The 24,276-nt window shown below is 70.4% G+C and carries 28 protein-coding genes and 1 tRNA gene; 12 read left to right on the top strand and 17 right to left on the bottom strand.

All coding sequences use genetic code 11. The features are described from left to right. Positions 1 to 102: 102 nt before the first annotated feature. On the top strand, positions 103 to 1,125 hold the full coding sequence (locus VGT80_RS09335) for a phosphotransferase family protein (RefSeq protein WP_327455076.1): 1,023 nt from the start codon (positions 103 to 105) through the stop codon (positions 1,123 to 1,125). After that, positions 1,122 to 1,484 (top strand): DUF6285 domain-containing protein, encoded by a 363-nt coding sequence (locus tag VGT80_RS09330; protein ID WP_327455074.1) that lies wholly within the window; start codon positions 1,122 to 1,124, stop codon positions 1,482 to 1,484. The genes VGT80_RS09335 and VGT80_RS09330 overlap by 4 nt, the downstream gene beginning before the upstream one ends. A gap of 139 nt (positions 1,485 to 1,623) precedes the next feature. On the opposite strand, the gene VGT80_RS09325 is transcribed toward VGT80_RS09330, so the two are convergent. The 3 genes from VGT80_RS09325 to VGT80_RS09315 all read right to left on the bottom strand — a co-directional run bounded on the left by VGT80_RS09325 (position 1,624) and on the right by VGT80_RS09315 (position 5,151). After that, positions 1,624 to 3,054: a carboxylesterase/lipase family protein gene (locus VGT80_RS09325; RefSeq protein ID WP_327455072.1), complete on the bottom strand. Its 1,431-nt coding sequence runs from the start codon at positions 3,052 to 3,054 to the stop codon at positions 1,624 to 1,626. Positions 3,055 to 3,148: 94 nt separating this feature from the next. Next, positions 3,149 to 4,456, bottom strand: a complete 1,308-nt coding sequence (locus tag VGT80_RS09320; protein ID WP_327455070.1) for a HAMP domain-containing sensor histidine kinase — start codon at positions 4,454 to 4,456, stop codon at positions 3,149 to 3,151. After that, positions 4,453 to 5,151 carry a response regulator transcription factor gene (locus VGT80_RS09315; RefSeq protein WP_327455068.1) on the bottom strand — a complete coding sequence of 233 codons (699 nt, stop codon included), beginning with the start codon at positions 5,149 to 5,151 and terminating at the stop codon, positions 4,453 to 4,455. Before VGT80_RS09315 ends, VGT80_RS09320 begins: the two co-directional genes overlap by 4 nt. Positions 5,152 to 5,311: 160 nt before the next feature. Here VGT80_RS09315 and VGT80_RS09310 point away from each other — a divergent pair, with 160 nt between their 5' ends. Continuing rightward, on the top strand, positions 5,312 to 7,345 hold the full coding sequence (locus VGT80_RS09310; RefSeq protein ID WP_327455066.1) for a TonB-dependent receptor domain-containing protein: 2,034 nt from the start codon (positions 5,312 to 5,314) through the stop codon (positions 7,343 to 7,345). A gap of 4 nt (positions 7,346 to 7,349) precedes the next feature. Here the strand turns inward: VGT80_RS09310 and VGT80_RS09305 are convergent, their stop codons facing one another. Beyond that, complete coding sequence (locus tag VGT80_RS09305; protein WP_327455064.1) at positions 7,350 to 7,637, bottom strand: hypothetical protein; 288 nt, start codon at positions 7,635 to 7,637, stop codon at positions 7,350 to 7,352. A gap of 88 nt (positions 7,638 to 7,725) precedes the next feature. On the opposite strand from VGT80_RS09305, the gene VGT80_RS09300 reads away from it, so the two are divergent. From VGT80_RS09300 to VGT80_RS09290, 3 genes are all read left to right on the top strand, one after another. Next, positions 7,726 to 8,724 (top strand): WYL domain-containing protein, encoded by a 999-nt coding sequence (locus VGT80_RS09300; protein ID WP_327455062.1) that lies wholly within the window; start codon positions 7,726 to 7,728, stop codon positions 8,722 to 8,724. Between the two features lie 29 nt (positions 8,725 to 8,753). Continuing rightward, entirely contained in the window at positions 8,754 to 8,903 is a 150-nt protein-coding gene (locus tag VGT80_RS09295; RefSeq protein ID WP_327455060.1) for a hypothetical protein, read from the top strand. Between the two features lie 101 nt (positions 8,904 to 9,004). Next, the gene (locus VGT80_RS09290) at positions 9,005 to 11,050 is read left to right on the top strand and encodes a prolyl oligopeptidase family serine peptidase (protein ID WP_327455059.1); all 2,046 of its coding nucleotides are present in this window, start codon (positions 9,005 to 9,007) and stop codon (positions 11,048 to 11,050) included. Positions 11,051 to 11,059: 9 nt separating this feature from the next. Here VGT80_RS09290 and VGT80_RS09285 read toward each other — a convergent pair whose 3' ends face one another. From VGT80_RS09285 to VGT80_RS09250, 8 genes are all read right to left on the bottom strand, one after another. Continuing rightward, complete coding sequence (locus tag VGT80_RS09285; RefSeq protein ID WP_327455058.1) at positions 11,060 to 11,299, bottom strand: hypothetical protein; 240 nt, start codon at positions 11,297 to 11,299, stop codon at positions 11,060 to 11,062. A 35-nt stretch (positions 11,300 to 11,334) separates the two neighbouring features. Then, positions 11,335 to 11,637 carry a hypothetical protein gene (locus tag VGT80_RS09280; protein ID WP_327455057.1) on the bottom strand — a complete coding sequence of 101 codons (303 nt, stop codon included), beginning with the start codon at positions 11,635 to 11,637 and terminating at the stop codon, positions 11,335 to 11,337. Positions 11,638 to 11,712: 75 nt separating this feature from the next. Then, entirely contained in the window at positions 11,713 to 11,844 is a 132-nt protein-coding gene (locus VGT80_RS09275) for a hypothetical protein (protein WP_327455055.1), read from the bottom strand. Positions 11,845 to 11,864: 20 nt separating this feature from the next. Then, a complete protein-coding gene (locus VGT80_RS09270; RefSeq protein WP_327455053.1) occupies positions 11,865 to 12,077 on the bottom strand; it encodes a hypothetical protein in 213 nt (70 codons plus the stop codon). 78 nt (positions 12,078 to 12,155) lie between these two features. Next, positions 12,156 to 12,416, bottom strand: a complete 261-nt coding sequence (locus VGT80_RS09265) for a hypothetical protein (RefSeq protein ID WP_327455051.1) — start codon at positions 12,414 to 12,416, stop codon at positions 12,156 to 12,158. Between the two features lie 9 nt (positions 12,417 to 12,425). Next, a complete protein-coding gene (locus VGT80_RS09260; RefSeq protein ID WP_327455049.1) occupies positions 12,426 to 12,659 on the bottom strand; it encodes a hypothetical protein in 234 nt (77 codons plus the stop codon). A 53-nt stretch (positions 12,660 to 12,712) separates the two neighbouring features. Continuing rightward, positions 12,713 to 12,922, bottom strand: coding sequence for a cold-shock protein (locus tag VGT80_RS09255; protein ID WP_327455047.1), 210 nt, complete (start codon positions 12,920 to 12,922; stop codon positions 12,713 to 12,715). A gap of 328 nt (positions 12,923 to 13,250) precedes the next feature. Continuing rightward, positions 13,251 to 13,324: transfer RNA gene (locus VGT80_RS09250), tRNA-Cys, on the bottom strand. A 142-nt stretch (positions 13,325 to 13,466) separates the two neighbouring features. Between VGT80_RS09250 and VGT80_RS09245 the strand changes: the two genes are divergently transcribed. The 4 genes from VGT80_RS09245 (at position 13,467) to VGT80_RS09230 (ending at position 19,303) form a co-directional block, all read left to right on the top strand. Beyond that, on the top strand, positions 13,467 to 14,036 hold the full coding sequence (locus tag VGT80_RS09245) for a protein-L-isoaspartate O-methyltransferase (RefSeq protein WP_327455045.1): 570 nt from the start codon (positions 13,467 to 13,469) through the stop codon (positions 14,034 to 14,036). Positions 14,037 to 14,157: 121 nt separating this feature from the next. Beyond that, on the top strand, positions 14,158 to 15,690 hold the full coding sequence (locus VGT80_RS09240) for a TolC family outer membrane protein (protein WP_327455043.1): 1,533 nt from the start codon (positions 14,158 to 14,160) through the stop codon (positions 15,688 to 15,690). A gap of 138 nt (positions 15,691 to 15,828) precedes the next feature. Further along, complete coding sequence (locus VGT80_RS09235) at positions 15,829 to 16,422, top strand: DUF2497 domain-containing protein (protein WP_327455041.1); 594 nt, start codon at positions 15,829 to 15,831, stop codon at positions 16,420 to 16,422. A gap of 214 nt (positions 16,423 to 16,636) precedes the next feature. Further along, positions 16,637 to 19,303, top strand: coding sequence for a valine--tRNA ligase (locus VGT80_RS09230; protein ID WP_327455040.1), 2,667 nt, complete (start codon positions 16,637 to 16,639; stop codon positions 19,301 to 19,303). A 1-nt stretch (position 19,304) separates the two neighbouring features. On the opposite strand, the gene VGT80_RS09225 is transcribed toward VGT80_RS09230, so the two are convergent. The 4 genes from VGT80_RS09225 to VGT80_RS09210 all read right to left on the bottom strand — a co-directional run bounded on the left by VGT80_RS09225 (position 19,305) and on the right by VGT80_RS09210 (position 21,929). Beyond that, entirely contained in the window at positions 19,305 to 19,613 is a 309-nt protein-coding gene (locus tag VGT80_RS09225; protein WP_327455039.1) for a hypothetical protein, read from the bottom strand. Positions 19,614 to 19,623: 10 nt separating this feature from the next. Beyond that, complete coding sequence (locus VGT80_RS09220; protein WP_327455038.1) at positions 19,624 to 20,847, bottom strand: energy transducer TonB; 1,224 nt, start codon at positions 20,845 to 20,847, stop codon at positions 19,624 to 19,626. Positions 20,848 to 20,851: 4 nt separating this feature from the next. Continuing rightward, the gene (locus VGT80_RS09215) at positions 20,852 to 21,451 is read right to left on the bottom strand and encodes a tetratricopeptide repeat protein (RefSeq protein ID WP_327455037.1); all 600 of its coding nucleotides are present in this window, start codon (positions 21,449 to 21,451) and stop codon (positions 20,852 to 20,854) included. 73 nt (positions 21,452 to 21,524) lie between these two features. Next, complete coding sequence (locus VGT80_RS09210; protein ID WP_327455036.1) at positions 21,525 to 21,929, bottom strand: DUF1801 domain-containing protein; 405 nt, start codon at positions 21,927 to 21,929, stop codon at positions 21,525 to 21,527. A gap of 97 nt (positions 21,930 to 22,026) precedes the next feature. Between VGT80_RS09210 and yghU the strand changes: the two genes are divergently transcribed. Beyond that, entirely contained in the window at positions 22,027 to 22,917 is an 891-nt protein-coding gene (yghU, locus tag VGT80_RS09205) for a glutathione-dependent disulfide-bond oxidoreductase (RefSeq protein ID WP_327455034.1), read from the top strand. Between the two features lie 17 nt (positions 22,918 to 22,934). After that, a complete protein-coding gene (locus tag VGT80_RS09200) occupies positions 22,935 to 23,510 on the top strand; it encodes a cation transporter (RefSeq protein ID WP_327455032.1) in 576 nt (191 codons plus the stop codon). On the opposite strand, the gene VGT80_RS09195 is transcribed toward VGT80_RS09200, so the two are convergent. Next, the gene (locus VGT80_RS09195; RefSeq protein ID WP_327455030.1) at positions 23,507 to 24,214 is read right to left on the bottom strand and encodes a DUF899 family protein; all 708 of its coding nucleotides are present in this window, start codon (positions 24,212 to 24,214) and stop codon (positions 23,507 to 23,509) included. The two genes, VGT80_RS09200 and VGT80_RS09195, sit on opposite strands and share 4 nt — an antisense overlap. Positions 24,215 to 24,276 lie beyond the last annotated feature (62 nt).

Here is a 24,276-nt window from a genome sequence, read left to right as displayed (position 1 = left end):
ATTGGGCCGTCTGGCGCGGCCTTGACCTTGGGTCGGTGTTTACAAGCGGGCGCGGCGCCCGCCACATCGCAGCCTAGACCGAAAGAAGGCTTCCGTCGGGTCATGACTTTGGACGGCCCCATCGACGTTCCCGCGGCCTTGTCGAGGCTCGCCGTCCGGTTGGCCGGGAAGGGCGCGCGCGCCACGGGCGCCCAGCGGCTGACCGGCGGGGCCAGCATGGAGACCTGGGCCTTCGTCGTCGAAGGCCCGCCAAATTCGAAAGGTGGGGGGAGGGAGGAGCTGATCCTGCGGCGCCGCTCGGCGCCCTTCGATCCGGAGAGCTCGCGCTCCACCAGCCTCGCCGCCGAAGCCGCCCTGATCACCGCGGCGCGCGCCAGGGGCGCCCCCGCCCCGCCGCTGGTCCACCTCTGCGACGAGGCCGACGGCCTGGGCGAGGCCCACGTCACCCGTCGCGTGGCCGGCGAGACGCTGGGTCGCCGGATCAATTCCGACGCCAGGTTCGATGGCGTGCGCGGCCTACTGGCCCGCCAGTGCGGCGAGGTGCTGGCCAGGATCCACAGCGCCGACCCGCCGAAGGCCGCAAATCTGAAGTTCGCCGACGCGGCCGTCGAGCTCGACCGCTACGAGGAGGTCTATCGCGCATCCGGCGCCGAGCGACCGGTGCTGGAGCTCGCCTTCCGCTACCTGCGCGACCGCCGGCCGGCGCCGCGCGCCCCGGTGCTGCTGCACGGCGATTTCCGGAACGGCAACCTGATCATCGACCCTGAAAAGGGTCTGGCCGCCGTCCTCGACTGGGAGCTCAGCCACATCGGCGATCCGGCCGAGGATCTGGGCTGGATCTGCGTCAACTCCTGGCGCTTCGGCCACCCCGAGCGGCCGGTCGGCGGCTTCGGCGACTACGCCGACCTGCTGGCCGGCTACGAGGCGGCCGGCGGCGATCCCATCCCACTCGAACGCCTGCGCTTCTGGCAGGCGCTGGGCAGCCTGAAGTGGGGCGTCATGTGCCTGACCATGTACATGAGCTGGGCGTCGGGCGCGGCCGCCTCGGTGGAACGCCCGATGATCGGCCGCCGCGTCTCCGAGACCGAGATCGACCTCGTCAACATCCTGGAGGCGGGCCTGTGATCAGCCATCCGAAGGCGCAAGAGCTGACCGAGGCGGTCGGCCGCTGGATCGACGAGATCCGCCCCGGCCTCGACCCCCGCAACCAGTTCCTGGCCCGCGTCGCCGCCAATGCGCTCGCCGCCGTCACGCGCGAGCTGCAGCTCGGCGAAGAGGCGAAGGCCGCCGCCGTCCAGCGCCTCGAGCCCATCCTCGGCCACGGCGGGACCTACGAGGGCCTCACCTGGGAGCTCTGCGAGAAGCTCCGCTCAGGCGACTTCACCGCCGACACCCCCGGCCTGATGCCCGCGCTGCGCGCCAACGTCCTCGACCAACTGGCCATCGACCAGCCGGGGTACAGGCACGAAACCTCCCTCCCTTAATGGGGAGGGAGAGACCGCGCAGCGGTCAGGGTGGGGAGGCCACGTTCAGGCTCTGAACCGCCGAGGTCCCGCCCTTCACTGGCCCGATCGTCGGCGCGATCAGCCCGGTGAACAGCTTGTCGGTCAGGGCCGCCCGCCGCTACCTCGCCCCCGGCTCGGCCGCCTGGGCCGCGTCCAGCGCCGCCTTGCGGAAGTGGGTCCGCACGGCGGAGGGCGAGCCGAACTCCATCAGCTGGTCGGTCTTGGGGTCGTAGGTCGGCCAGGCCGCGGTCCCGCAGCGGGGCGTCCCGGTCTTGGCGAACGACACCCAGCAGGCGTGCACTGTCGCCGCCATCGCCTTGTCCTCGTCCGACGGGTGGGCGGGGCCGGAGACCGGGTTCTGGGGGTTCGGGGTTGAGAGCGGCGGCATGAGCTGGCCGTCGAAGACGTAGTAGAGCTCGCCGGCGTGCGGCGCGCCCTGGTTGTCGGGCGAGCGCTTCTCCGTCGCCACATAGGAGAAGAAGTAGAGCCAGGCCGGCTTGCCGCCCGCCGACTTGGCCGCGATGAACCGCGCCGGCGCGCCGCCCTGGCTGTTGGTCCAGTCCACCGCGTCCTGGCCCTTCAGCGGCTGGCGCAGCCACGCCTCCCAGCTGTTGGAGCCGACGATCAGCGGGACGTCGAGCGTGTGCCCGTTGGCCATCGCCTGCAGCGAGGACTCGCTCATCAGCCGCCCGTCGACGATGGGGAAGAGGGCACCTTCCTGGGCGGTGGCCAGCTTCTCGGCCCGAATGGCCTTCAGTTCAGCGAGCGTGGCGGCCGGCGAGGCCCCGGCGCGCACCGCCAGCGCCTGGCCGTCGGCCTCCGCCTTGGCGAGGGGCGCGGAGTCGCCCCAGGTGATGTTGGATTCCACGATCGCCTGGCTGAACAGGCCCCGCGCGCCCTTCAGGCCCAGCAGAGCGTAGATGTCGATGGCGCCCGCCGATTCCCCGAACACCGTGACCCGCTTCGGGTCGCCGCCGAACGCCTTGATGTTCGCCTGCACCCACTTCAGCGCCGCGAGCTGGTCCATCAGGCTGTAGTCGGCCAGCGGCTCGTTCGCGCCCGCGGCCTTGCGGATGGCCGGGTGGGCGAAGAAACCGAACGGTCCCAGGCGGTAGTTGATCGTCACCATGACGACGCCGTCCTTGGCGAAGGCCGGGCTGTCATACATCGCCCCGGAGCCGCCGGTGTTCGAGCCGCCGTGGATCCAGACCATCACCGGCGCGCCCTTGGCGCCCGCCGGGGCCTGGACGTTCAGATAGAGGCAGTCCTCCGAGGGCTTCGCGCCGCCGGGGCGGGTCCGCTGCATGCAGTTGGCGGAATATGCGCTCGCCGCGCGTTCGCCGCTCCAGTGGGGCGCCGGCTGCGGCGGCTTCCAGCGCAGGTCGCCCACCGGCGCCGCTGCGAAGGGGACGCCGCGGAAGCTGGCGATCCCCCCGGCCTGCTCGCCCACCAGGACCCCCTGACCGATCTTGACCTTGGCGGGCTCCGCGCTGGCCGCGCCGGCCCAGATGAGGCTCAGCGCCAGCGCGCCCGCAATCCAGCGCTTCATGTTTCCCCCTCGCCGAGCTCTTCGCGCCCGCGCTTTTCGGCGTCCCCATCATTGCCGGATCGCGCGCGGTTCGCCAGCGGAGAAGGCCTTGCGCTCAGGCCGCGGCTGCCGCGGCTGACGGCAGCGTCAGGGTCACCGCCAGGCCGCCGCCGTCGCGGTTGCGGGCCGCGACGATCCCGCCGTGCAGGGTCGCCACGCGGCGGGTGATGGCCAGGCCAAGGCCCGCGCCGCTGCCTTCGCCGTGGAAGGCCTCGAAGATGTGCGGCAGGTCGGCGGCGAGAACGCCGGGCCCATCGTCCAGCACCTCCAGCACCACCGCCCCGCCTTCGATCCGCAGCGCCACCTGAACCAGCCCGCCGGCCGGCGAGAAGCGCACTGCATTGCGCAGGATGTTGTCGACCGCGCTGCGCGCCAGGGTCGGATCGGCGCTGACGATCAGCGGGCCCCCGGCCTCGAAGGCGACGCGCCGTCCGCGCGCCGCCGCCTCGAGCCGTGCGTCCTCCACGGCCTCGGCGACCAGGCCGGTCAGGTCGACCGGCTCGGCGGACAGGGCCACCTCGGCCTGCAGGCGCGAGAAGCGCAGGATCTGGCCGATCATGGCGTCCAGCCGGTCCACCTCCTTGTCGATGCGGTCGAGGGTGGCGTCGCGCTCCGGATTGCGCCGGCGCGCCAGGTCGGCGACCGCCCGCAGCCGGGCCAGCGGCGCCCGGAGTTCGTGGGAGACGTCGCGCAGCATGGCCTCCCGCGCCGCGATCAGCTCGCCCAGCCGCAACGACATGTGGTCAACGTCGCGCGCCAGGGCGCCGATCTCGTCGCCACGGCGCGCCAGGCGCGGGTCCGCGTGGCCGGCCAGATCTCCGTCGGCGATCGCGCGCACCCGGATCTGCAGCCGCCGGATCGGCCCTGTCACCGAGCCCGCGAGCCAGGCCGAGCCCAATCCGCTGATCGACAGGATCAAGGCCCCCAGCACCCAGGGCTGCAACAGGATGTCCCAGAGGTCGAAGGCGAGCGAGCGGGTGCGCTGGAAGACGAAGCGATAGGGCCGGCCGGCCACCGGCGCATCGACCTCGGTCGGAAAGGGCGAGGCGCTCGCCGAGCGCGCGAGCGCCGCGGTCACCTCGGCCAAGGTCCGGCCCGTGAGTTCGCGGCCGTCGGGCGTCACGATGAAGATCCCCAGCTCCGGGAGGCGATTGTGCTGCATCAGGATCCAGTGGCGGCCGCCCATCTCGCCGCCGCGGGCGATCGCCGCAGCGCCGGAGGCGGCCAAGGCCTGCGGCGAGAGTCGATCGATGTCGCCCGCCCGACGCACCGCCAGCCCGTAGTCGACGCCCAGCGCCAGCAGGAAGGTGATCGCCAGCACCGCCCAGAACGACAGCCAGATGCGGGCGAACAGCGGGCTCACGGCCGCGCGGCCTCTTCGGCCAGCAGATAGCCCTGGTTGCGGATGTTGCGGATCTGCAGGCCGGCGCGGACCGCCAGCCCGAGCTTGCGGCGCAGGTTGCTCACATGGGTGTCGACGCTGCGGTCATAGGCGGTCAGCGGCCGGCCGAGCGCCTCCAGCGCCAGGTCCGCGCGGCTGCAGACCCGGCCCGCCGAGCGCGCCAGCGCCTCCAGCACCATGAACTCGGCCACTGTCAGCCGCGCCGGCCGCCCGTCGATCTCCGCGCTGAGGGCGCGGCGATGCAGCACCAGCCCGCCGACCCGCAGAGTCTCCGGACCGCTGCGCACGGCGAGGCGCCGCAGGATCGCCCGCAGCCGCGCGGCCAGCTCACGCAGGTGGAAGGGCTTGGTCAGATAGTCGTCAGCTCCGAGCTCCAGCCCCAGCACCTTGTCCAGCTCCTCGGCGCGGGCGGTGAGCATCAGCACCGGGGCGTCGGTCTCCCGGCGCAGACGTTTCAGCAACTCCAGGCCGTTCTCGCCGGGCATCATCACGTCGAGCACGACGATGTCGTAGCCGCGCTCGGCCCACATCCCCATGGCGGTGGCCGCGTCGCGCGCCCAGTCCGGGGCGAAGCCCTCCTCGCGTAGATATTCGCCGACCGTTGCGGCCAGCTCTTCGTCGTCGTCGACCAGCAGCACCCGGGCAGCGGCGTTCATCGGAGGGACGTCTCGCGCGGGGACGGTTTCCCGGCCACCCTAGCGCCGCCGCCGCCGCCGCGCCCGCGCTTTGCAAAACTTTGCAAATATTTGCCCTCGCCGGACACACCCGACGCGGGCCTGCGCCTAGCTTCGCCGCGAACCCTTGGGGGAGACGTGGATGCGGCTGATCGGTGGCGGGCGGGCGGCGCTGGTCCTTGGCCTGTTCGTGGCCGGCGGGCTGGCGGCGGTTCCCGCCGCGGCCCAGGCTCCGCGGGCCGCCGATGACGGCCGGCAGGTGAAATACGATCCCGCCTTCTTCGCCGCCTCCCGCCCGGAGAGCGCCTACGACATGGTGCTGTTGCTGCCAGGCTTCGCCTTCGATCCCGGCCAGGGCCTGCGGGGCTTCGCGGGCGCCGCGGGCAATGTGCTGATCGACGGCAAGCGGCCCACCTCCAAGACCGACACCCTCTCCGACATCCTGAAGCGCATACCGGCGGCGTCGGTCGCGCGCATCGAGCTGATCCGCGGCGGCGCGCCCGGCGTCGACATGCTGGGCCAGGCGGTGGTCGCCAACGTCGTCCGCCGCGCGTCGCGCGAGCTGGCCAACACCTCCGACGCCCTGGTCACCAAGGACGGCCGCGTCGGGTTCACCACCCGCTTCGACGCGTCACGCCGCAGCGGCGCCGAGGGGGTCCAGGCCTCCCTCTACCTCTTCTATCACCAGGGCGGGAACGCCGGGCACGGGACCAAGGACCGCTTCGACGCCGCGGGCCGGTCGTTCAGCCAGGCCGAGGTCCACATCCAGAATCCCAACAGCGGCGTGCTGGCGACCGGCGAGGCCGACGTCCAGCAGCTGGGCGGCCTGCTGCGCCTCAAGGGCTACCTCATCTACGGAACCAACAAGCAGCCGGAGGAGGATGCGGTCCTAGACGCCGGCGGCTTCCGCCAGGATCTGATCACTTCGCAGTTCCGCACGCGGCACGTGGAGGTCAGCGGCGAGTTCACCCGCACCTTCGCGCAGACGGTCGAGCTGTCGCTGATCGGGGTCCAGAACCTCGAGCGGCTCGACGGCGGCAACAACGCCCGCCAGGCGGGGCTGATCGTCCATTCCGGCGACGACGCCACCGAGGGCGAGAGCATCCTGCGCGGCCGGCTGACCTACGCGGCGAGCCCGCGCTGGACCTTCGAGGCGGGCGGCGAGGGGACCTACAACTTCCTGGACGCCAGGAGCCGGCTGATCGTCGCCGACGTCCCGCAGCTCCTGCCCTCGCAGGACGTCCAGGTCCAGGAGAGCCGGGCCGAGCCCTTCGCGACCCTCACCTGGCGCCCGGGTCCCAGGCTCACCGTGGAGGCCGGCGCCCGCTACGAGCTCTCGCAGCTCACCGTCTCCGGCGATGCGCACAATTCGGCGAGCTTCCGCTTTCCGAAACCCCGGCTGCTGGTCACCTGGACCCCAATACAGGCCGACCAGTTGCGGTTCAGGCTCGAGCGGGTGGTGGGGCAACTCAGCTTCGACGCCTTCGTCACCAGCTCGAGCCTGGACCAAGGGGTGATCACCGGCGGCAATCCCGGCCTGGAGCCGGAGCGGGACTGGATCGCCGAGGGCGCCTGGGACCATCGCTTCGGCAAGGATGTCGACGTCGTCGCCACCCTCAGCCACGCGGCCCTGGAGAAGGTCGTCGACCAGTTGCCGGTCAACGGGCTCAGCGCGCCCGGAAACATCGGCGACGGTGTGCGCGACCGCGCCGACCTGAATGTCACCTTCCCGCTGGGCTGGCTCGGGATGTCCGGCGGCCGCGTCAAGGGGCAGGGGACCTGGGTCCGCTCCCGCGTCACCGATCCGACCACGGGGCGCCGGCGCATGATCACCGACGACCAGCCCTTCTCCGGGACGGCCGCCCTCACCAACGACGTGCCGCGGCTGCGCTCGGCCTGGCGGATCGATCTCACCAGCGCCTACCGCTACTCGGAATTCCGCATCGACGAGATCGACAATTTCCGATTCGCAACCCAACTGAGCGCGCTCTGGGAGTGGAAGGCGCGACCCGGCCTCGACCTGCAGGCCCAGGTGCAGAACATCGGCGGCGGTCAGCAGGTGCGCGAACGGCAGGTCTTCACGGGCCTGCGCAACACCCATGGCCTGGCCTTCCGCGAACTACGCGACGTGAACACGGGCCCCAGGCTCTATCTGCGTCTGCGCAAGACCTTCTGAGCGCCTAGGCGGCTTCCAGCACCCGGATGATCTCGCCCTCGCGCTCGTTCCACAGGATCGAGACGTTGGCCGCCCGCTGGGTCAGCTCGCCCAGCGCGGCGCGGAGCTCCTTGTCGCGCAGCCGCCGCTGCGACAGGCGTAAGAGGGTGCGGCCCGCGCCCTGGTCCTGTTCCTCGTCGTGGAAGCGCAGCACCGCGTCGACCACGACGGCCGGCAAAGTCGGACGCTCGAAGGTCTCCAGCTTGCGCGCGGGGCGGGCGTAGGCAGGCTTGTAGGGGCGGTAGGAGGCCATCGGGCGAAACTCCGTTGCGGGATGTGTTGCTTGATCTCTGGAGTTCTGGTTCTGATCCCTGGGTGCGACAGAAACGGACGTAACTTCCATGCGCCACGAAAAGGCCGGTCGGCTGCTGGAGCTCGCCAGGCTCCTGGCCTCGACGGCTGAGGGCCTCACCCTTGACGAGATGGCCGGTCGCATGGGCGTCGGCCGGCGCACCGCCGAACGCATGCGCGACGCGGTCCGCGACGTCTTCCCGCAGCTGGAGGAGGTCGACGATCCGCCGACCCGGCGCTTCCGCATCCCCTCGGGCCTCGACGGCCTCTTCCAGGCGCCCACCGCCGAGGAGCTGGCGGCCCTGGCCAGCGCCGCCGAGACCTTCGCCGCCCAGGGCGCCGGCGCGCGCGCCCAGGCCCTGCGCTCGCTCGAACAGAAGGTGCTGTCGGCCACCCGCGCCGCGGCCCGCCGTCGCCTGGCGCCCGATCTCGAGGCCTTGCTGCAGGCCGAGACCATCGCGGTCCAGGCCGGCCCGCGCCCCTTCGAGGACGATACGGTTCTGCAGTCCGTGCGCGACGCCCTCAAAGGTCTCTCGACGCTGAGCTTCCGCTATGAGGGCGGCTCGCAGCCGGGCCGGCTGCGCGAGGTCACGCCTTACGGCATCCTGTTCGGCCGGGCCAATTACCTGGTGGCCTCGGAGGGCGAGGGGCGGCCGCGCAACTGGCGGCTCGACCGCATCCGCGACGTGGCCGTCACCGGCGCCGCGGCGCGCCGCGACCCCGCCTTCTCCCTGCAGGACTACGCCGACGAAAGCTTCGGCATCTACCAGGACGACACCCAGGACGTGGTCCTGCGCATCCTGCCGGCCTCGGCGGAGGGTGCGCTGCGCTGGCGATTCCACTCCGACCAGACCCTTGAGCAACGGGCTGACGGCTCGGTGGTCGTTCGCTTCCGCGCCTCGGGCATGCGCGAGCTCGCCTGGCACCTGTTCACCTGGGGCGACCAGGTCGAGGTCCTGGCCCCCGCAATCCTGAAACGGACGCTGATCGACCAGATCGAGCTCGCCCGCGCCGCCCATACGACCGGATCTGTCGCAACAGGTTCCTAGACCTCTCCGCAACGCGAGAGGAACCGACCATGACCGCGATCGACTATGCCACCGTCTTCGAGACCGAGATCCGCCGCCGCCGCCGCGCCCGCCGCGCCACAGCGCTGATCGTCTGGGGCGGCCTCTTCCTCGTCCGCCCCGGCCTCGCCCGCCAGATCTGGCGCGAACGTCGCGGATGACAGGATTTTAATGTGGCGGGCCTTGAGCCGCGCCGCGACGCCCGGCTCTATCTGCGGCCATGATACGAACCCTGCCGATCCTCGTGGCCGGAGCACTCCTGATGGCGGCGGCCCCTGCGCCCAGCAAAGACCCCTTCGCCTATATGGAGGAGATCGAAGGCCCGCAGGCGCTGGCCTTCGCCAGGGCCGAGAACGCCCGCTCCCTGCCGCAGCTGCAGAGCGACCCGCGCTATGAGCAGATCCACGCCCAGGCGCTGAAGATCGTCACCGCCAAGGACCGCGTCCCCAATGTCGGCCTCTCCGGTGACGGGAGCCTGCGCGACTTCTGGCAGGACCAGGACCATGTGCGCGGCGTCTGGCGCGCCACCAGCGTCGCCAGCTACCGCACCGCCGCGCCGCAGTGGCGCACGATCCTCGACCTCGACGCGCTTGCGGCGGCCGAAAAAGCCAATTGGGTGTTCAAGGGCGCCGACTGCCTGGCGCCGGACGACCGCGCCTGCCTGGTCTCGCTGTCCGACGGCGGGAAGGACGCGGTCACGGTCCGCGAGTTCGATGCGGCCACAGGCAAGTTCGTCGACGGCGGCTTCCACCTGCCGGAGGCCAAGCACAACGTCACCTGGATAGACCACGACACCCTGGCCGTCGCCACCGAATGGACCAAGGGCGAGGTTACCGAAAGCGGCTATCCGTTCATCCTCAAGGTCTGGAAGCGCGGCCAGCCGCTCGCCGCGGCCACCGAGGTGTTTCGCGGCGCGGTGAAGGATGTCTCCGTGGCCCCGCTGGTGCTGCGCGAGCCGGACGGCCGCCCGGCGGCGGTGTTCGTCGAACAGGCGCTGGATTTCTTCAACACCCAGCACCGGCTGCTTACCGACCACGGTGTGGTCAAGCTGGCGCTGCCCACCAAGTCCACGATCCAGGGCTATGTGGCCGGCCAGGTGGCGCTCACGCTGGAGCAGGATTGGCCGGAGGCGGGCTTCAAGGAAGGCGACCTGATCGCCCTCGACCTCGCGGCCCTGAAGGCCGATCCCGCCCATCCGCGGCCGCAGCTGGTGCTGCGCCCGACGCAAAGCCAGGCGGTGGAGGAGGTGGCGGCCACCCGCGACCGGCTGGTCGTGGCGCTCTACGACAACGTCAAGGGTCAGGTCCTGAGCTTCGCCAAGGCCGCCGACGGCTGGACCGCCGCGCGCCTCGACCTGCCGAAGGACTCGTCGATCCACATCGCCTCGGCCTCGGACCGCGACAACCGTCTGGTCCTCAGCGTCACCAGCTACCTGACGCCCTCGACCCAGTGGCTGGCCGACGCGATTTCAGGACACCCTGAGAAGCTGAAGAGCCTGCCCGCCCGCTTCGACGCCTCGAAGGACGTGGTCGAGCAGTACTGGGCGACCTCGCGCGATGGGACGAAGGTCCCGTACTTCGTCGTCCATCCGAAGGGCATGAAGCTCGACGGGACGAACCCCACCTTGCTCTACGCCTATGGCGGCTTCCAGGTCAGCCAGTCGCCGGCCTATTCCGGCACGGTCGGCAAGCTCTGGCTGGAGAAGGGCGGGGTCTATGTGGTCGCCAATATCCGCGGCGGCGGCGAGTTCGGGCCGAGGTGGCACAACGCCGGCCTCAAGCTCAACCGCATGCGGGTCTATGACGACTTCTTCGCCGTCAGCCAGGACCTGATCGCGCGCAAGATCACGAGCAGCCGCCGCCTGGGGATCATGGGCGGCTCCAACGGCGGCCTGCTGATGGGCGTGGCGCTGACTCAGCACCCCGAACTCTACCGCGCCATCGTCATCCAGGTGCCGTTGTTCGACATGATCGGCTACACCCACATCGGGGCCGGCGCCTCGTGGGTCGGCGAATACGGCGACCCGGCCATCCCGGCCGAGCGGGCGGTGATCGAGAGCTATTCGCCCTACCAGAACCTGAAGGCCGGCCAGCCCTATCCGAAGGTTTTCATCGAGACCTCGACCAAGGACGACCGGGTCCATCCCGCCCATGCCCGCAAGGCCGCCGCCCGCCTGAAGGCGCTGGGCTACGACTACCTCTATTACGAGAACATGGAGGGCGGTCACGCCGCCGCCGCCAACCTCAACGAAACCGCGCTGCGGGTGTCCTTGGAATACACCTACCTGATGCAGCGGCTGATGAACTGAAGCGCGGGCCTACTGCGGCGCGGAGCGCGGGGCCGATCCGCGGTTGCGGATGTCGTTGACGGCGTCGTGGGCTTCCTGGGTTCGTCGGTCCCGTTCGGCCTGGGTGCCGCAGATCCGCTGGTTCAATTTGCTGCCCGGACGCGGCTCGCTCCAGCAGACCCGCTGCGCGGGATCGGTCTTGGCCGTCTCGGCCTTCGCGGCCGGCGTGGCGCCCATCAGCATCGCGGCGGCGAGGAAAATCGGAACCACGGTCGAACTCCCGAGACGGCGAGCCGGCGGCGAGCTTAATGCGGCGCGCCGAAGCCGCTCTGCCCGCGCGGCGCGGGCATCACGGTCTGCTGGTCGTTGCCGCGTCCTCGCACCTGATCCACCGCGGCTCGCGCCTGCTCGGCCCGCAGGTCCTGGGCCGCCTGGGTGCCGCAGACCTTCTGGGGCATGTGGCTGCCGGGGCGCGGCTCGTTCCAGCAGACCAGCTTCGACGGGTCGGGTTTCGCCTTGGCGGCAGGGGCCGGCGCGGGCCCCGGCGCAGGATTGGCGTCGGGCGCGCCGGCCAACAGCAGGGCGGCGGCGAGGAAAATCGGCGTCACGGCGGTGGTCCCCCAAAATCTGCGGGGGGAAATTAGGCCCACGTCCGACCGACCACAAGCTGACGGCGTGACGCGCTAGATGAGGAAGCGCCAGACCAGCCACAGGATCACCGCGGTGATCACCGCGCCCAGCAGGAAACCGCGGAAGAAGGCGCCGTTGCGTTCCCACCACATGCGCTGGGCGCGCATCCGTTGGGCCCGATCCATGCGGCGCGGCATCGGCATGGTCAGGCGGCCGCGGCCGCCGCGGCGGCGGGATAGCGGCGGACGATCTCGTCGTGCAGGCGGTAGAGGTGTTGGCGCGCGCCGCGGTTGGCGCCGGCGATCTGCTCGCGCACATGGGCCACCGCGCCGGCCGGTCCGAACCGCGCCTCGAGGTCGTCGGCCTCTTCGGCGAGCGCGAAGTCGGCGGGTTTCAGCTTGAACAGGCTCAGGTTCATGGTCGTCCCTGCGAAGGGCTAAGACCATGCCGCGACACGGTTAACGACCGGTGACTCACGGGCTTCAGCCGGCCGCGGCTAGCGCTGCGCGCCGGTGACTTCCTTGATCAGCGCCTGGACAGGCGCCTTGGCGCCGACGCTCCAGATCGCCTTGAGGTAGGCCAGCGTGTGGGCTGCGGCGCCCTCTTGGCGCCATTCACAGTTCTCGAAGCGGCAGTCCGCGAAGCTTGGCGGTTCGCCACCGGCGTAGACCAGCCGGCAGTCACGGAACTCGCAGGCCGCGAAACTCTCGCCGTCCAGCTGCACCGTCTCATGGTTGAAGATAGCGCCGTCCGGCATCGGAGGGGCTCAGCCCTGGGTCTTGGACGTGGGCGTCGGCGCGCTCTCGGCGCTCTCGGTTGAGCCCCGGAACGAGGCGGCGCAGATCGCTTCCAGGTGGCCGCGGATCGAACGGCTGGCCAGCAGGGCGTCTACAGCGCGGCAGCCGTCGGCCTGCAGGCGTTGCTTCAGCCGGGCGAAGTCCGGAATGTTGCCGGAGCGGGCCAGGGCGTAGGCGCGCTCCACGGTGGATGTGCTGCTCATGATCTTAAGATCGGGAAGCCCGGGCGGTTGCCCGCCCGGGCGACCCTCAAGCCTTAGGCGCTTTGCAGCTGGCCGGCGGACGACTTGCCGCTGCGCTGATCGCGCTCGACTTCGTAGCTGATCTTCTGACCTTCGTTCAGCGAGCCGAGGCCCGCGCGCTCGACGGCCGAGATGTGGACGAAAACGTCCGGGCCACCTTCATCGGGTTGGATGAAGCCGAAGCCCTTGGTGGCGTTGAACCACTTCACAGTACCAGTAGCCATAGTTGTCCCCTTTCGGGTGATAGTGTTCGCGCGCTCCGGGTGGAGCGAGGATCAAATTGTCGGATAGGGTCGAGGCAGGCTCGGGCTCGATCCGAAGAGCAAGCGTGGAGAGCAACCGAACCGAAAACGATAATCGATCTCCCCATCATGGCAGGATCTCCGGCCTATGGCCAGAAAAAATCCTCTGGCGGGGTTTGTCGACCTGTTTCTCGGCGCAGCGGCCTTCTCCGCGTGGACGATGATGGAGGGAATTTAATCCGCGACGGCGCATCCCGGCGGCCGCGGCGCCGCCTCTCACCATCGGAAAGGGAGGCGTCGCGATGCGGTTTGGAGGCCTGACCGAGAATCGAACTCGGGTGCACGGATTTGCAGTCCGCTGCGTAACCACTCCGCCATCAGGCCGCCGAAGCGGCCGGATCGCTAGCAGACCGTCGAGCATGCGGCAACGTCTCTCGCCTGCCTGCGCGGCCTGCTCGATTGCCTTGTCCGCGGGGGCCGCCCTATAAGCCCGCGACGCCGTTTTGCGCCCACAAGGAATTCCCGCATGGCCGACCTTGCCGCCGCCCGTGAGAACATGGTCGAGAGCCAGGTGCGCACCGCCGACGTCACCGATGTGCGGCTGCAGGACGCCATGCGCGACATCGCCCGCGAGCAGTTCATGCCGCAGGCCAAGCCCTACCTCGCCTATGCCGATATGGAGGTGGAATACGCCCCCGGCCGCTGGCTCCTGAAGCCCCGCGACGTGGCCAAGCTGCTGCAGGCGCTGCGCCCCATGCCCGGCGACCGCGCCCTGGCGATCGCCGCGCCCTACGCCGGCGCCGTGCTGGAGGTCCTGGGCCTCTCCGTGGTCCGCCTGGACGGCGAGGACCTCACCGCGGTCCCCGCCGGCCCGTTCGACCTGATCGTCTGCGAAGGCGCCGTGGGCCGCGCGCCGGCCGCCTGGTCGGCGGCCCTGTCCGAAAACGGACGGTTGGGGGTCGTCGAGCGCGACGGACCGGTCGGCAAGGCCTGCCTCTACATCAAGGCTGAGGATGGAATCGGCCGAAGAGAACTTTTCGATTCAACGCCTCCGGTCCTCGCGGGCTTGGCAGCGCAGCACGGCTTCGCCTTCTGATATGATTTGAAACAACGCCGGATCGCCGACGTGAAAAAAGCTTAAGGCGACGCCGCCTAACCTTTGTCTCATAGCTCGGCCAATACGGCTTACATCGGTCTCGTCTCTCTGGGGTTTTGGAATGTCGAACAACCTTCGCGGACATCTGTTGGCCGCGGTGTTCAGTGCGGGCTTCGTGGCCGCCGCCGCGGCCCCGGCCTGCAGCGAGACACTCTCCGACGCCGTGGCGCTGGCCTACGAGACCAACCCCACACTGCAGGCCCAGCGCGCCACCCAGCGCGCCCTCGACGAGAACTACGTCCAGGCCCGCTCCGGCTGGCGCCCGACGCTGAACCTCCAGCTGGTCGCGACCTACGACCAGACCCGCGTGCCGCGCGCCGCCAGCAGCTTCTTTGTGCCCGCGGGGATCCGCGAGAGCAACACCGGCAGCGTGGCGCTGACCTTCAACCAGCCGATCTGGACCGGCGGCCGCACCTCCGCCGCCGTCACCGCGGCCCAGGGCGACGTGCTGCAGGGCCGCGAGAACCTGCGCCGCCTGGAGGGCCAGGTGATGCAGGCCGTCATCCAGGCCTATGAGGACGTCCGTCGCGACCAGGAAGCGCTCGCCATTCGCCAGGAAGACCTCGGCGTCCTCCAGAAGCAGCTCGAGGAGAGCCGCGCCCGCTTCGACGTGGGCGAGATCACCCGCACCGACGTCGCCCAGTCCGAGGCCCGCCTGGCCGCCGCCCAGGCGCTCCTGCAGTCGAGCCAGGCCCAGCTCGCCATCAGCCGCTCCAACTACGCCGCCCTGGTGGGCCAGAACCCTGGCCAGCTCGCGCCCGAGCCGTCGCTGGCCTATCTGCTGCCCGGCAACGTCGATGACGCCTTCGCCGTGGCCGAGAAATACAGCCCGCAGCTGCGCGCCCAGCTGTTCGCCGAACAGGCGAGCCGAGCGCGCGTCGCCGGCGCGCGGGCCGAACGCATGCCGAGGCTCGACCTGCAGGCCAGCGGCCGCTTCCTCAACGGGCCGGTCGATCCCTTCACCCAAAGCCTCTTCACCCGCGACGTGACGGTTTCGGGGGTGGTTACAGTGCCCCTGTTTAACGGCGGCCTGACCTCCTCGCGCATCCGCCAGTCGATCGAGCGCAACAACGCCGACAAGATCACCATCGAGACCCAGCGCCGCGCGGTGCTGCAGGCGATCACCCAGGGCTGGAACCAGCTGGTCGCCGCCCGCGCCAACATCGGCTCCAACACCGAGCAGGTGCGCGCCGCCGAGATCTCGCTGGAAGGCACCCGCCAGGAGCAGCAGGTGGGCCTGCGCACCACCCTGGACATCCTCAACGCCGACGTGGAGCTGAGGAACGCCCAGCTCAGCCTGGTGGTCGCCCGTCACGACGAATACGTCGGGGCCGCCTCGGTGCTGGTGGCCATGGGCCGGCTGGAGGCCAGGGACCTGATCCCGACGGTTCCGCAATACAGCGCCGGCGCCAACTTCCGCCGCCTGCGGATCACCCTGGGCTGGGTGCCGTGGGAAGAGGCGATCGCCATTGTCGACCGCGCCATCGCCGTGCCGCCGATCCCGTTGAGCCACGACCTTCCGGTGGAGAAGGCGATCCCGCCGGGCCTGCAGCCGCCGCCGGCGCCGGCCTATGTTTCGCCGCCCAGGCGCTGACGCCCGCGACCGGGCCGCGTTCGCCTGACGGGCGAATTCCCATTCCTGGGATCGCCTTGCGGAAATTGCAGGATCGCGCGCGCCAGCCTAGGTTAGGCGCGTACGGATTCTCATCCATTTCGACTTCGGCGGCAGCGCATGGCGGAACAGACCTCCCAGGAACCGACGATGGAGGAGATTCTGGCCTCCATCCGCCGGATCATCTCCGAAGACGAGACGCCCGAAGCCGAGGCCAAGGAGACCCCGCCGGCCGCCGCCGAACCGGCGCCGGAGCCCGAGCCTGAACCCGCGCCAGTCGCCGCCGCGGAGCCTGAGCCGGAGCCACCCGCCGCGCCGGCCCCGGCCCCGGCGCCCGAGCCGGCCCCCGTCGCCGCCGCCGCGGAGGAAGACGACGACGCGCTCGAGCTAACCGAAAAGGTCGAGACGGTCGGCGACCTCGATGTCTACACCCCGGAACCGCCCCCCGCCGCCCCGGAGCCTGCGCCCGCGCCGGCCGCCGAGGCGCCCCCCGCCGCCCTGGTCAGCGACACCGCCGCCGCGGCCGCCGCCAGCGCGTTCGGCAAGCTTTCCCAGGTGGTCGCCATGCCCGCCGAGGGCCGCACCCTCGAGGACGTGGTCCGCGAGCTGCTCCGCCCGCTGCTTCAGCAATGGCTCGACGACCACCTGCCGGCCATCGTCCAGGAAACCGTCCAGGTCGAGGTCGAACGCATCGCCCGGACCCGAGTACGGTAGGGCCTTTTCCCTCCCCTTCGTGGGGAGGGACGCTCGCTGAAAGCGAGCGGGGGTGGGGACGTCGCGACCGGGTTCTGGCTCGCCGAGCTATCGCCCCGTCATTCCCCACCCGTCCGGCGCTGCGCGCCGTCCACCCTCCCCGTGAAGGGGAGGGAAGGCTTCCGCCCCGACCGGCGGATGTGTATGCACCGCTCTCGCGAAAAGCTTTCCCCAGATGCTCGACAAGAACTTCGACCCCAAGACCGCCGAGCCGCGCCTGTACGCGGCGTGGGAAGCCTCGGGCGGCTTTGCGCCCACCTCAGACCCCAACGCCGAGCCGTTCTCGATCGTCATCCCGCCGCCCAACGTCACCGGCTCGCTGCACATCGGCCACGCGCTGAACAACACCCTCCAGGATGTGCTGATCCGCTTCGAGCGGATGCGCGGCAAGGCGGCGCTGTGGCTGCCCGGCACCGACCACGCCGGCATCGCCACCCAGATGGTCGTCGAGCGCCAGCTCGCCGAGCAGGGCAACCAGAGCCGGCGCGACCTCGGCCGCGAGGCCTTCGTCGAGAAGGTCTGGGAATGGAAGGCCAGGTCCGGCGGCGTCATCGTCAACCAGCTCCGCCGGCTGGGCGCCAGCTGCGACTGGTCGCGCGAGCGGTTCACCCTGGACGAGGGGCTATCGACCGCCGTTCGTCGAGTGTTTGTGACACTTTACAAGCAGAAGCTCATCTATCGCGACAAGCGGCTGGTGAACTGGGATCCGCACTTCCAGACCGCCATCTCCGATCTGGAGGTCGAACAGCGCGAGGTCGACGGCCACTTCTGGCACTTCGCCTATCCGCTGGAGGACGGTTCCGGCGAAATCGTCGTGGCCACCACCCGGCCCGAGACCATGCTGGCCGACACCGCGGTCGCGGTCCACCCGTCGGACGATCGCTACAAGGCCGTGGTCGGCAAGGCCGTGCGCCTGCCCATCGTGAACCGGCCGATCCCGATCATCGCCGACGAATATCCCGATCCGGAGAAGGGCTCCGGCGCGGTGAAGATCACGCCCGCCCACGACTTCAACGACTTCATGGTCGGCAAGCGGCACAACCTGCCGATGATCAATATCTTCGACGACTTCGCGCGGCTGAACGACAACGCGCCGCCGGACTATCGCGGCCTCGACCGGTTCGCGGCCCGCAAGAAGGTGGTCGAGGAATTCGAGCGGCTGGGCCTCTTGCGTGAGGTCGAGAAGACCCGCCACACCGTCCCGCACGGCGACCGGTCCGGCGTCGTCGTCGAACCCTATCTGACCGACCAGTGGTACGTGAACGCCGAAGAGCTCGCCAAGCCCGCCATCAAGGCGGTGGAGCAGGGGGCCACCGTCTTCGTCCCGAAAGCCTGGGAGAAGACCTATTTCGAGTGGATGCGGAACATCCAGCCCTGGTGCATCTCGCGCCAGCTCTGGTGGGGCCATCGCATCCCCGCCTGGTTCGGACCCGATGGAAAGGTCTTCGTCGAGGAGACGGAGGCGCAAGCCAAACGCCAGGCTGAGGAGCACTACGGCCGCCCCACCGACCTGCGCCAGGACGAGGACGTCCTCGACACCTGGTTCTCCTCGGCGCTGTGGCCTTTCTCGACGCTCGGCTGGCCCGAGAAGACGTCAGACCTCGCCCGCTTCTACCCGACCCACACCCTGATCACCGGCTTCGACATCATCTTCTTCTGGGTCGCCCGGATGATGATGCAGGGGCTGCACTTCATGGACGAAGTCCCCTTCAAGCGCGTCTTCATCAACGCCCTGGTGCGCGACGCCGAGGGAAAGAAGATGTCCAAGTCCAAGGGCAACGTCATGGATCCCCTGGAGCTGGTGGACGACTACGGCGCCGACGCCCTGCGCTTCACGCTGACGGCCATGTCCGGCGCCGCGCGCGACATCAAGCTTTCCCGGCAACGGATCGAGGGCTACCGCAACTTCGGCACCAAGCTGTGGAACGCCACCAACTTCTGCTTCCGCAACGACTGCGCCCGCGCCGAAGGCTTCGACCCCGCCGGCGTCAAACAGACCCTCAACCGCTGGATCGTCGGCGAGACGCAGGCCACCGCCGCCGCGGTGACCACAGCCCTGGCCGACTGCGGCTTCGACGCCGCCGCGAACGGCCTCTACCGCTTCATCTGGAACCGCTTCTGCGACTGGTACGTCGAGCTCGCCAAGCCGATCCTGGCCGGCTCGGACGCCGCCGCCAAGGCCGAGACCCAGGCCACCGCCGCCTGGGTGCTCGACGTCATCCTGAAGCTGCTGCATCCCGTCATGCCGTTCCTCACCGAGGAGCTGTGGGCCCAGACCGCCGACCTCGGCGCGGCCCGCGATCACCAGGGCTTCCTGATGACCGCCCGCTGGCCCGACCTGCCGGCGAGCCTCGCCGACGCGGCCGCCGCCGCCGAGATCGGCCTGATCATCGAGACCATCACCGAGGGCCGCTCGGTGCGCCAGGAGCTGAACGTCCCCAACGCCGCCAAGCCGCCGCTCTTGGTGGTGGAGGCCAGCCCCGACCAGCGCACCGTGCTGCGGGCCGCCGCCCCGCTGATCGGCCAGCTGCTGCGCGTCGCCGAGGTCCGCCTCGTCGACGCCGCGCCCGAGGGCGCGATCCCCTTCGTGGTCGAGGGCGCCACCTTCGCCCTGCCGGTCGCCGAGTTCATCGACCTGGCCGCCGAACGCGCCCGCCTCGGCAAGGAGGTGGCGGCCCTGGCCGTCGACATCGACAAGACCGCACGCAAGCTCGGCAACCCCGACTTCGTCGCCCGTGCGCCCGAGGAGGTGGTCGAGGAGAACCGCGAGCGCCTGGCCGACGCCGAAGCCGCCAAGGCCAAGCTGGAAGCCGCCCTCAGCCGGCTGGGCGCGGTGGTCTGAGCTAGTCGACCCGGCTCGACCGGCGCGCCAGGTGCAGGCCGGCCAGCAGCCCGCCGGCTGCCACCGCCAGCGCATCCTCGGCCGAGCGCGGATCGAAGGCGCCGACGCGGGCGATCAGCGCCCACGCCAGGATGAGGTTGAGCGCCGCCCACAGCACATTCACCGGCCCCGGCGAATGGGGCCGTCCAGCCATCCGCGAGAACGGCGTCCGAAACGGCGTGCCCATCAGGCCCGCGACCAGATGCGGGATCGCGTTGATCAGCAAGCCGCCGCCCAGCACATAGGCCACATCGTGGAGCCAGCTGGTCATCGGCCGATGGCTAGGGCCGGCCGGCGGAGGTCTGGTCGGCGCTCGCCCGATCCGCGTCGGCCATGCCGATCCGAACCGGCAGGTGCACGACGCCGCCCTGCACCGGGCCGGCCTCGGCCGACCACAGATTCATCTTCATCCGCGAGGCGACCTTCACCGCCGCCTCGTCGAAGTCGATCCCGTCGGGACTGGTGAGCTCGATCTGGCAGCCGGTCAGCGCGCCGTCGGCGGCGACCTGGCACTGCACGATGGCCCCGGGGCTGTCCTTGCGAGTGGCCAGCTGGGCCGGGAACTGGCGCATCAGGCTCTGCGGATCGGCGCCGGCCAGCCAGACCGGTGCGCGGACCGTGCGGTCCTTGGCCTCGCCCGGCGGCGGGAAGCGGATCGGCACGTCGACCTCCAGCGGCGCGCCGCGGGGCGCCAGGGCCAGCGCCTCCGGCGAAACCCGGAACTGCGGCGTCAGCGCCAGCGCCGCCTTGGCGAAGTCGTGCCGCGTGGGCGTCTCCTTGACCGCCGCGCAACCCACCAGCACGCCGGTCGGCTTCACCCCGCAGTGGGCGACCACATAGCCTTCGACGCCTGCGCCGCTGGCGGGATAGGCCCTGGCCATGTCGTCGAAGCTCGGCGCCGACACCCAGGCCGGGGTGTCGATCATGGTCAGCCGGCGCATGGCGACGGGGTTGCGCACGACCTCCAGGTTGCGGGCGTTCAGCTCGTGCTCCGCGGGATTGCCCATGGCGCTGCTGTCGGAGGGCGACACCTTCATGGTCTGGCCCTGCAGGTGGCTGAGATTGTTCTCGGCCTCCGGCGCCTTGTAGTTGATGGCGATGTTCATCAGGCCCTCGACCGGGCCGTTCGGGCCCTGCTTGGGCGTCAGCTTGAAGGTCGGGCGCAGCACCAGCGCCGCCTGGCCGAAGCCGCGGCCTTGCGGGCTCTCGTAGGCCACCTTGCACCACTCGGCGAGGCCGTGGACGTCCACGTCGCAGGTCAGCACGACCCGGGCGCTGGCGCCGGCCGCCAGCGCCCCGGACGGCCAGACATCGACGTTCTGGCCGCCGATGTTCTCGCTCTCGCCGCCGACCTGGACGGTGGTCACGGACGGCGGCTCGGTCCGCGGCTGAGGCATGACCAGCAGGGGCGAAACCTGATGGCCGGCCGCCGGCGGTGCGGCGGGATTGGCGGGGGGCGTCGCGGCGGCGGCGGCGGCGACGAGTGCGATGAGGGCGAGCGGCATGGGCTTACGGCTTCGGCGCGGCGGCCGCCGGCGCGGTCTGCGCCTGGGCGTGGCTGACGGTGAAGCGGGCGAGTTGCACCCGCACCAGCTCCCAGTCCGGCGCGATTTCCAGGGCCTTCTGGTAGTCGAGGTAGGCGGCCTTGTAGTCGTCCAGCCATTCGTGGGCGAGGGCGCGGTTGTAGTAGGCCTTCTCCGGCTCCTTGACGTTCAGCGTCAGCGCGTTGTCGAAGTCGGCCACCGCCTCGCCGAACCGCCGCGCCCCGATGCGCGCCGCGCCGCGGTTCACATAGGCCTCCGCGAGGTCGGACTTGTAGCGGATGGCCGTGTCGAAGTCCTTGATCGCCGCGTCGTACTGCTGGGTGCGCATCTTGATGATGCCGCGGTTCACATAGGTGCCGGCCCGGTCGAGCGGGATCAGCATCTCGCGCTCCAGCGATTCGGTGCACACCTGCTCGAAGCGATAGGCGCTCTCGCCGTTCTTGGCGGCCGCCGCGCAGGCCGAGGCCAGGCCGCCGCCGCTCACGTCCACCTGCGCCCTGGCCTGGCCGGCCGCCGCCAGCATCGCGACCGCGGCGATCGCCGCGCCCCCTGCGAGAAGCTTCATCCCGCGTCCTCCCTGTCGGCCGCGACGGACGCGCCGCCGTTGTGCCGGAGCCTCCTCCTGACGCTGGGGCAAGTCAACGCGACGCTTGGACCTCCGTCCAGGCCGCCTGCACCAGTTCGGCGAGCACGCCGGCGTCCACGTCGGCCAGCTTGTTGATGTAGAGGCAGCCCTTGCCCGTGGAATGCTTGCCGAGCCGCGCCAGACGCTCGTCCCAGCCCGCCGCGTGCTTCAGGTAGAGCACAAGGGCCGCCTTGCGCGGCGAGAAGCCGATGGCCAGCGTTTCGCCCTGCTTGCCGCCCGCCAGCGCGTAGCTGCGCCGGCCGAAGCCGACGATGGACGGACCCCACATTTTCGCAGGTTCGCCGCTCAGCCGGCGCATCAGGGCGCACAGCGCCGCCCCGTCCGCCGGCTTCGCCGAGCCTGCGATGAAGGCGTCGACGTCGACCTCCGTCGCCTTGGTCTTGGCCTCGTACCCCATCGCGTTTCCCCTTGTGAGGGCGCCCGTCATTGCGGTGCGCGCCCAGGCGGCCAATATGCCAGACCTGGGCCGTCCCACCACTGCGGAGCTTCACCGAATGTCCGACCCCGCCACGCCTGCGAACCATCCGGCCGACTACGCGCCGCCCAAGGTCTGGGCCTGGAACAAGGAGAGCGGCGGCCGCTTCGCCGCCATCAACCGCCCCGTCGCCGGCCCCACCCACGACAAGGTCCTGCCGATCGGCAAGCATCCCTTCCAGCTCTATTCGCTGGGCACGCCCAACGGGGTGAAGGTCACGGTGATGTTCGAGGAGCTGCTGGCCGCCGGCCACAAGGGCGCCGAATACGACGCCTGGCTGATCAACATCGGCGAGGGCGACCAGTTCGGCTCCGGCTTCGTCGACGTGAACCCCAATTCCAAGATCCCGGCCCTGATGGACCGCAGCGGCAAGACGCCCATCCGGCTCTTCGAATCCGGCGCGATCCTGATGCACCTGGCCGAGAAGTTCGGCGGCGCCTTCTTCCCCACCGACCCGGAAAAGCGCGCCGAGACCCTGTCGTGGCTCTTCTGGCAGGTGGGCAGCGCGCCCTACCTCGGCGGCGGCTTCGGCCACTTCTACGCCTATGCGCCCTTCAAGATCGAATACGCCATCGACCGGTTCGCCATGGAGGTGAAGCGCCAGATGGACGTCCTGGACCGCCGGCTGGCGGACGCCGAATATCTGGCTGGCGATGAGTACACCATCGCCGACATGGCCGTCTGGCCCTGGTACGGCGCGCTGGCCAAGGGCCTCACCTATGGGGCCGGCGAGTTCCTCTCGGTGCAGGACTACAAGAACGTCCAGCGCTGGACCGACCAGATCGCCGCCCGCCCGGCCGTCAAGCGCGGCCGGCGCGTCAACCGCGCCCAGGGCGACGACGGCTTGCGCGAACGCCATGACGCCTCGGACTTCGACAAGCTCCCCGAAAAGGCGCCCGAAAAGGCCTGACGGGCCTCGCCGCGCCGATGGACGCGCAGCTCCGCAGGGCCGTCCGGCTCGTCGCCCTCCTCAATCTCGCCTATTTCGGGGTCGAGTTCGCGGTCGCGCTTTCCATCGGCTCGGTGTCGCTGTTCGCCGACAGCGTCGACTTCCTGGAGGACGCGGCGGTCAATTTCCTGATCGTCGCAGCGCTGGCCTGGAGCGCGCCCCGGCGGGCGAGGCTCGGCATGGCGCTGGCCGGCGTCCTGTTGATCCCCGCCGCCGCCTTCCTGTGGATGCTGTGGCGCAAGCTCGCCCATCCCGTTGCGCCGGCCGGATTCGGCCTCAGCCTCACCGGCCTGGGCGCGCTCGCCGTTAACCTGTTCTGCGCGGTCACCCTGGCCCGTTTCCGCGCCCACGCCGGCAGCCTGACCAAGGCGGCCTTCCTCTCGGCCCGCAACGACGCCATCGCCAACGTCGCGATCATCGCGGCGGGCGGCGTCACCCTGCTGATCCCGTCGATCTGGCCGGATGTCGTCGTCGGGCTCGGCATCGCGGCCATGAACCTCGACGCCGCCCGCGCCGTCTGGACCGCCGCCCGCCAGGAGCAGCGCGCCGCCTAGTAGTCGAGCTTCGGGTACCAGCCCCCCGGCCGGCCCTCCGGCGTGATGTCCAGCACCATCCACAGGGGCGCCGGGTCCGGCGCGCCGCGCGGATCCTGGCCCGGATCGGCGGTCTCCTCGCCCATCTCGTCGGCCCAGAACAGCCGCACCGTCCCGTCACGCCGGGTGAACACGTTCAGCGCCGAGATGTCGGAGCCGTCCGGCGCCACGCCGTGGTAGTCGCGCGAATAGCTGTCGTTGAGGTCGCTCACCAGCCGCAGGTTCTTCCAGCCCCGCTCTTGTTTCCACGCCACCAGCTTCTCGATCGGCGAGCGCGCCACCACCACCAGCGAGACCTGCTGGCCGATGTCGGCGGCATTGCCCTCCCAGGCGCCCAGCAGGTTGGTGCACATCGGGCAGGGCCGTTCGTGTCCCGGCCCGAACATGAAGCTGTAGACGACCAACGTCTGCCTATCTCCGAACAGCCCGGCCAGGTCGCAGGGTCCGTCCTCGGTCTGGAAGCGGTAATCGCCGGCCGCCGCCCCGCCCGGCGGCAGCTCGCGCCGCTGCTCGGCGACGCGCGCGATGTGGCGCCGCAGCTCGATCTCCTGCGCCAACAGCGCGGACCGCGCTGCGCGGTATTCGACGCTCTCGTTCGGCTGCCGGATCGGATTGTCCCGCGCCAGATCGGCGGCTGGGGTCGGGGCTTGGAAATCGGCGTCCATCGGAAACGTCTCCTCAGGGTGAAGTCAGGCGGGCGCGTTTTCCCGGAAGGTCTTGAGCTGCG

The organism is Phenylobacterium sp. (genome assembly GCF_035944335.1).
In the GTDB taxonomy this organism is placed as follows: domain Bacteria; phylum Pseudomonadota; class Alphaproteobacteria; order Caulobacterales; family Caulobacteraceae; genus Phenylobacterium.
This window is presented reverse-complemented; position numbering and strand designations above follow the sequence as displayed.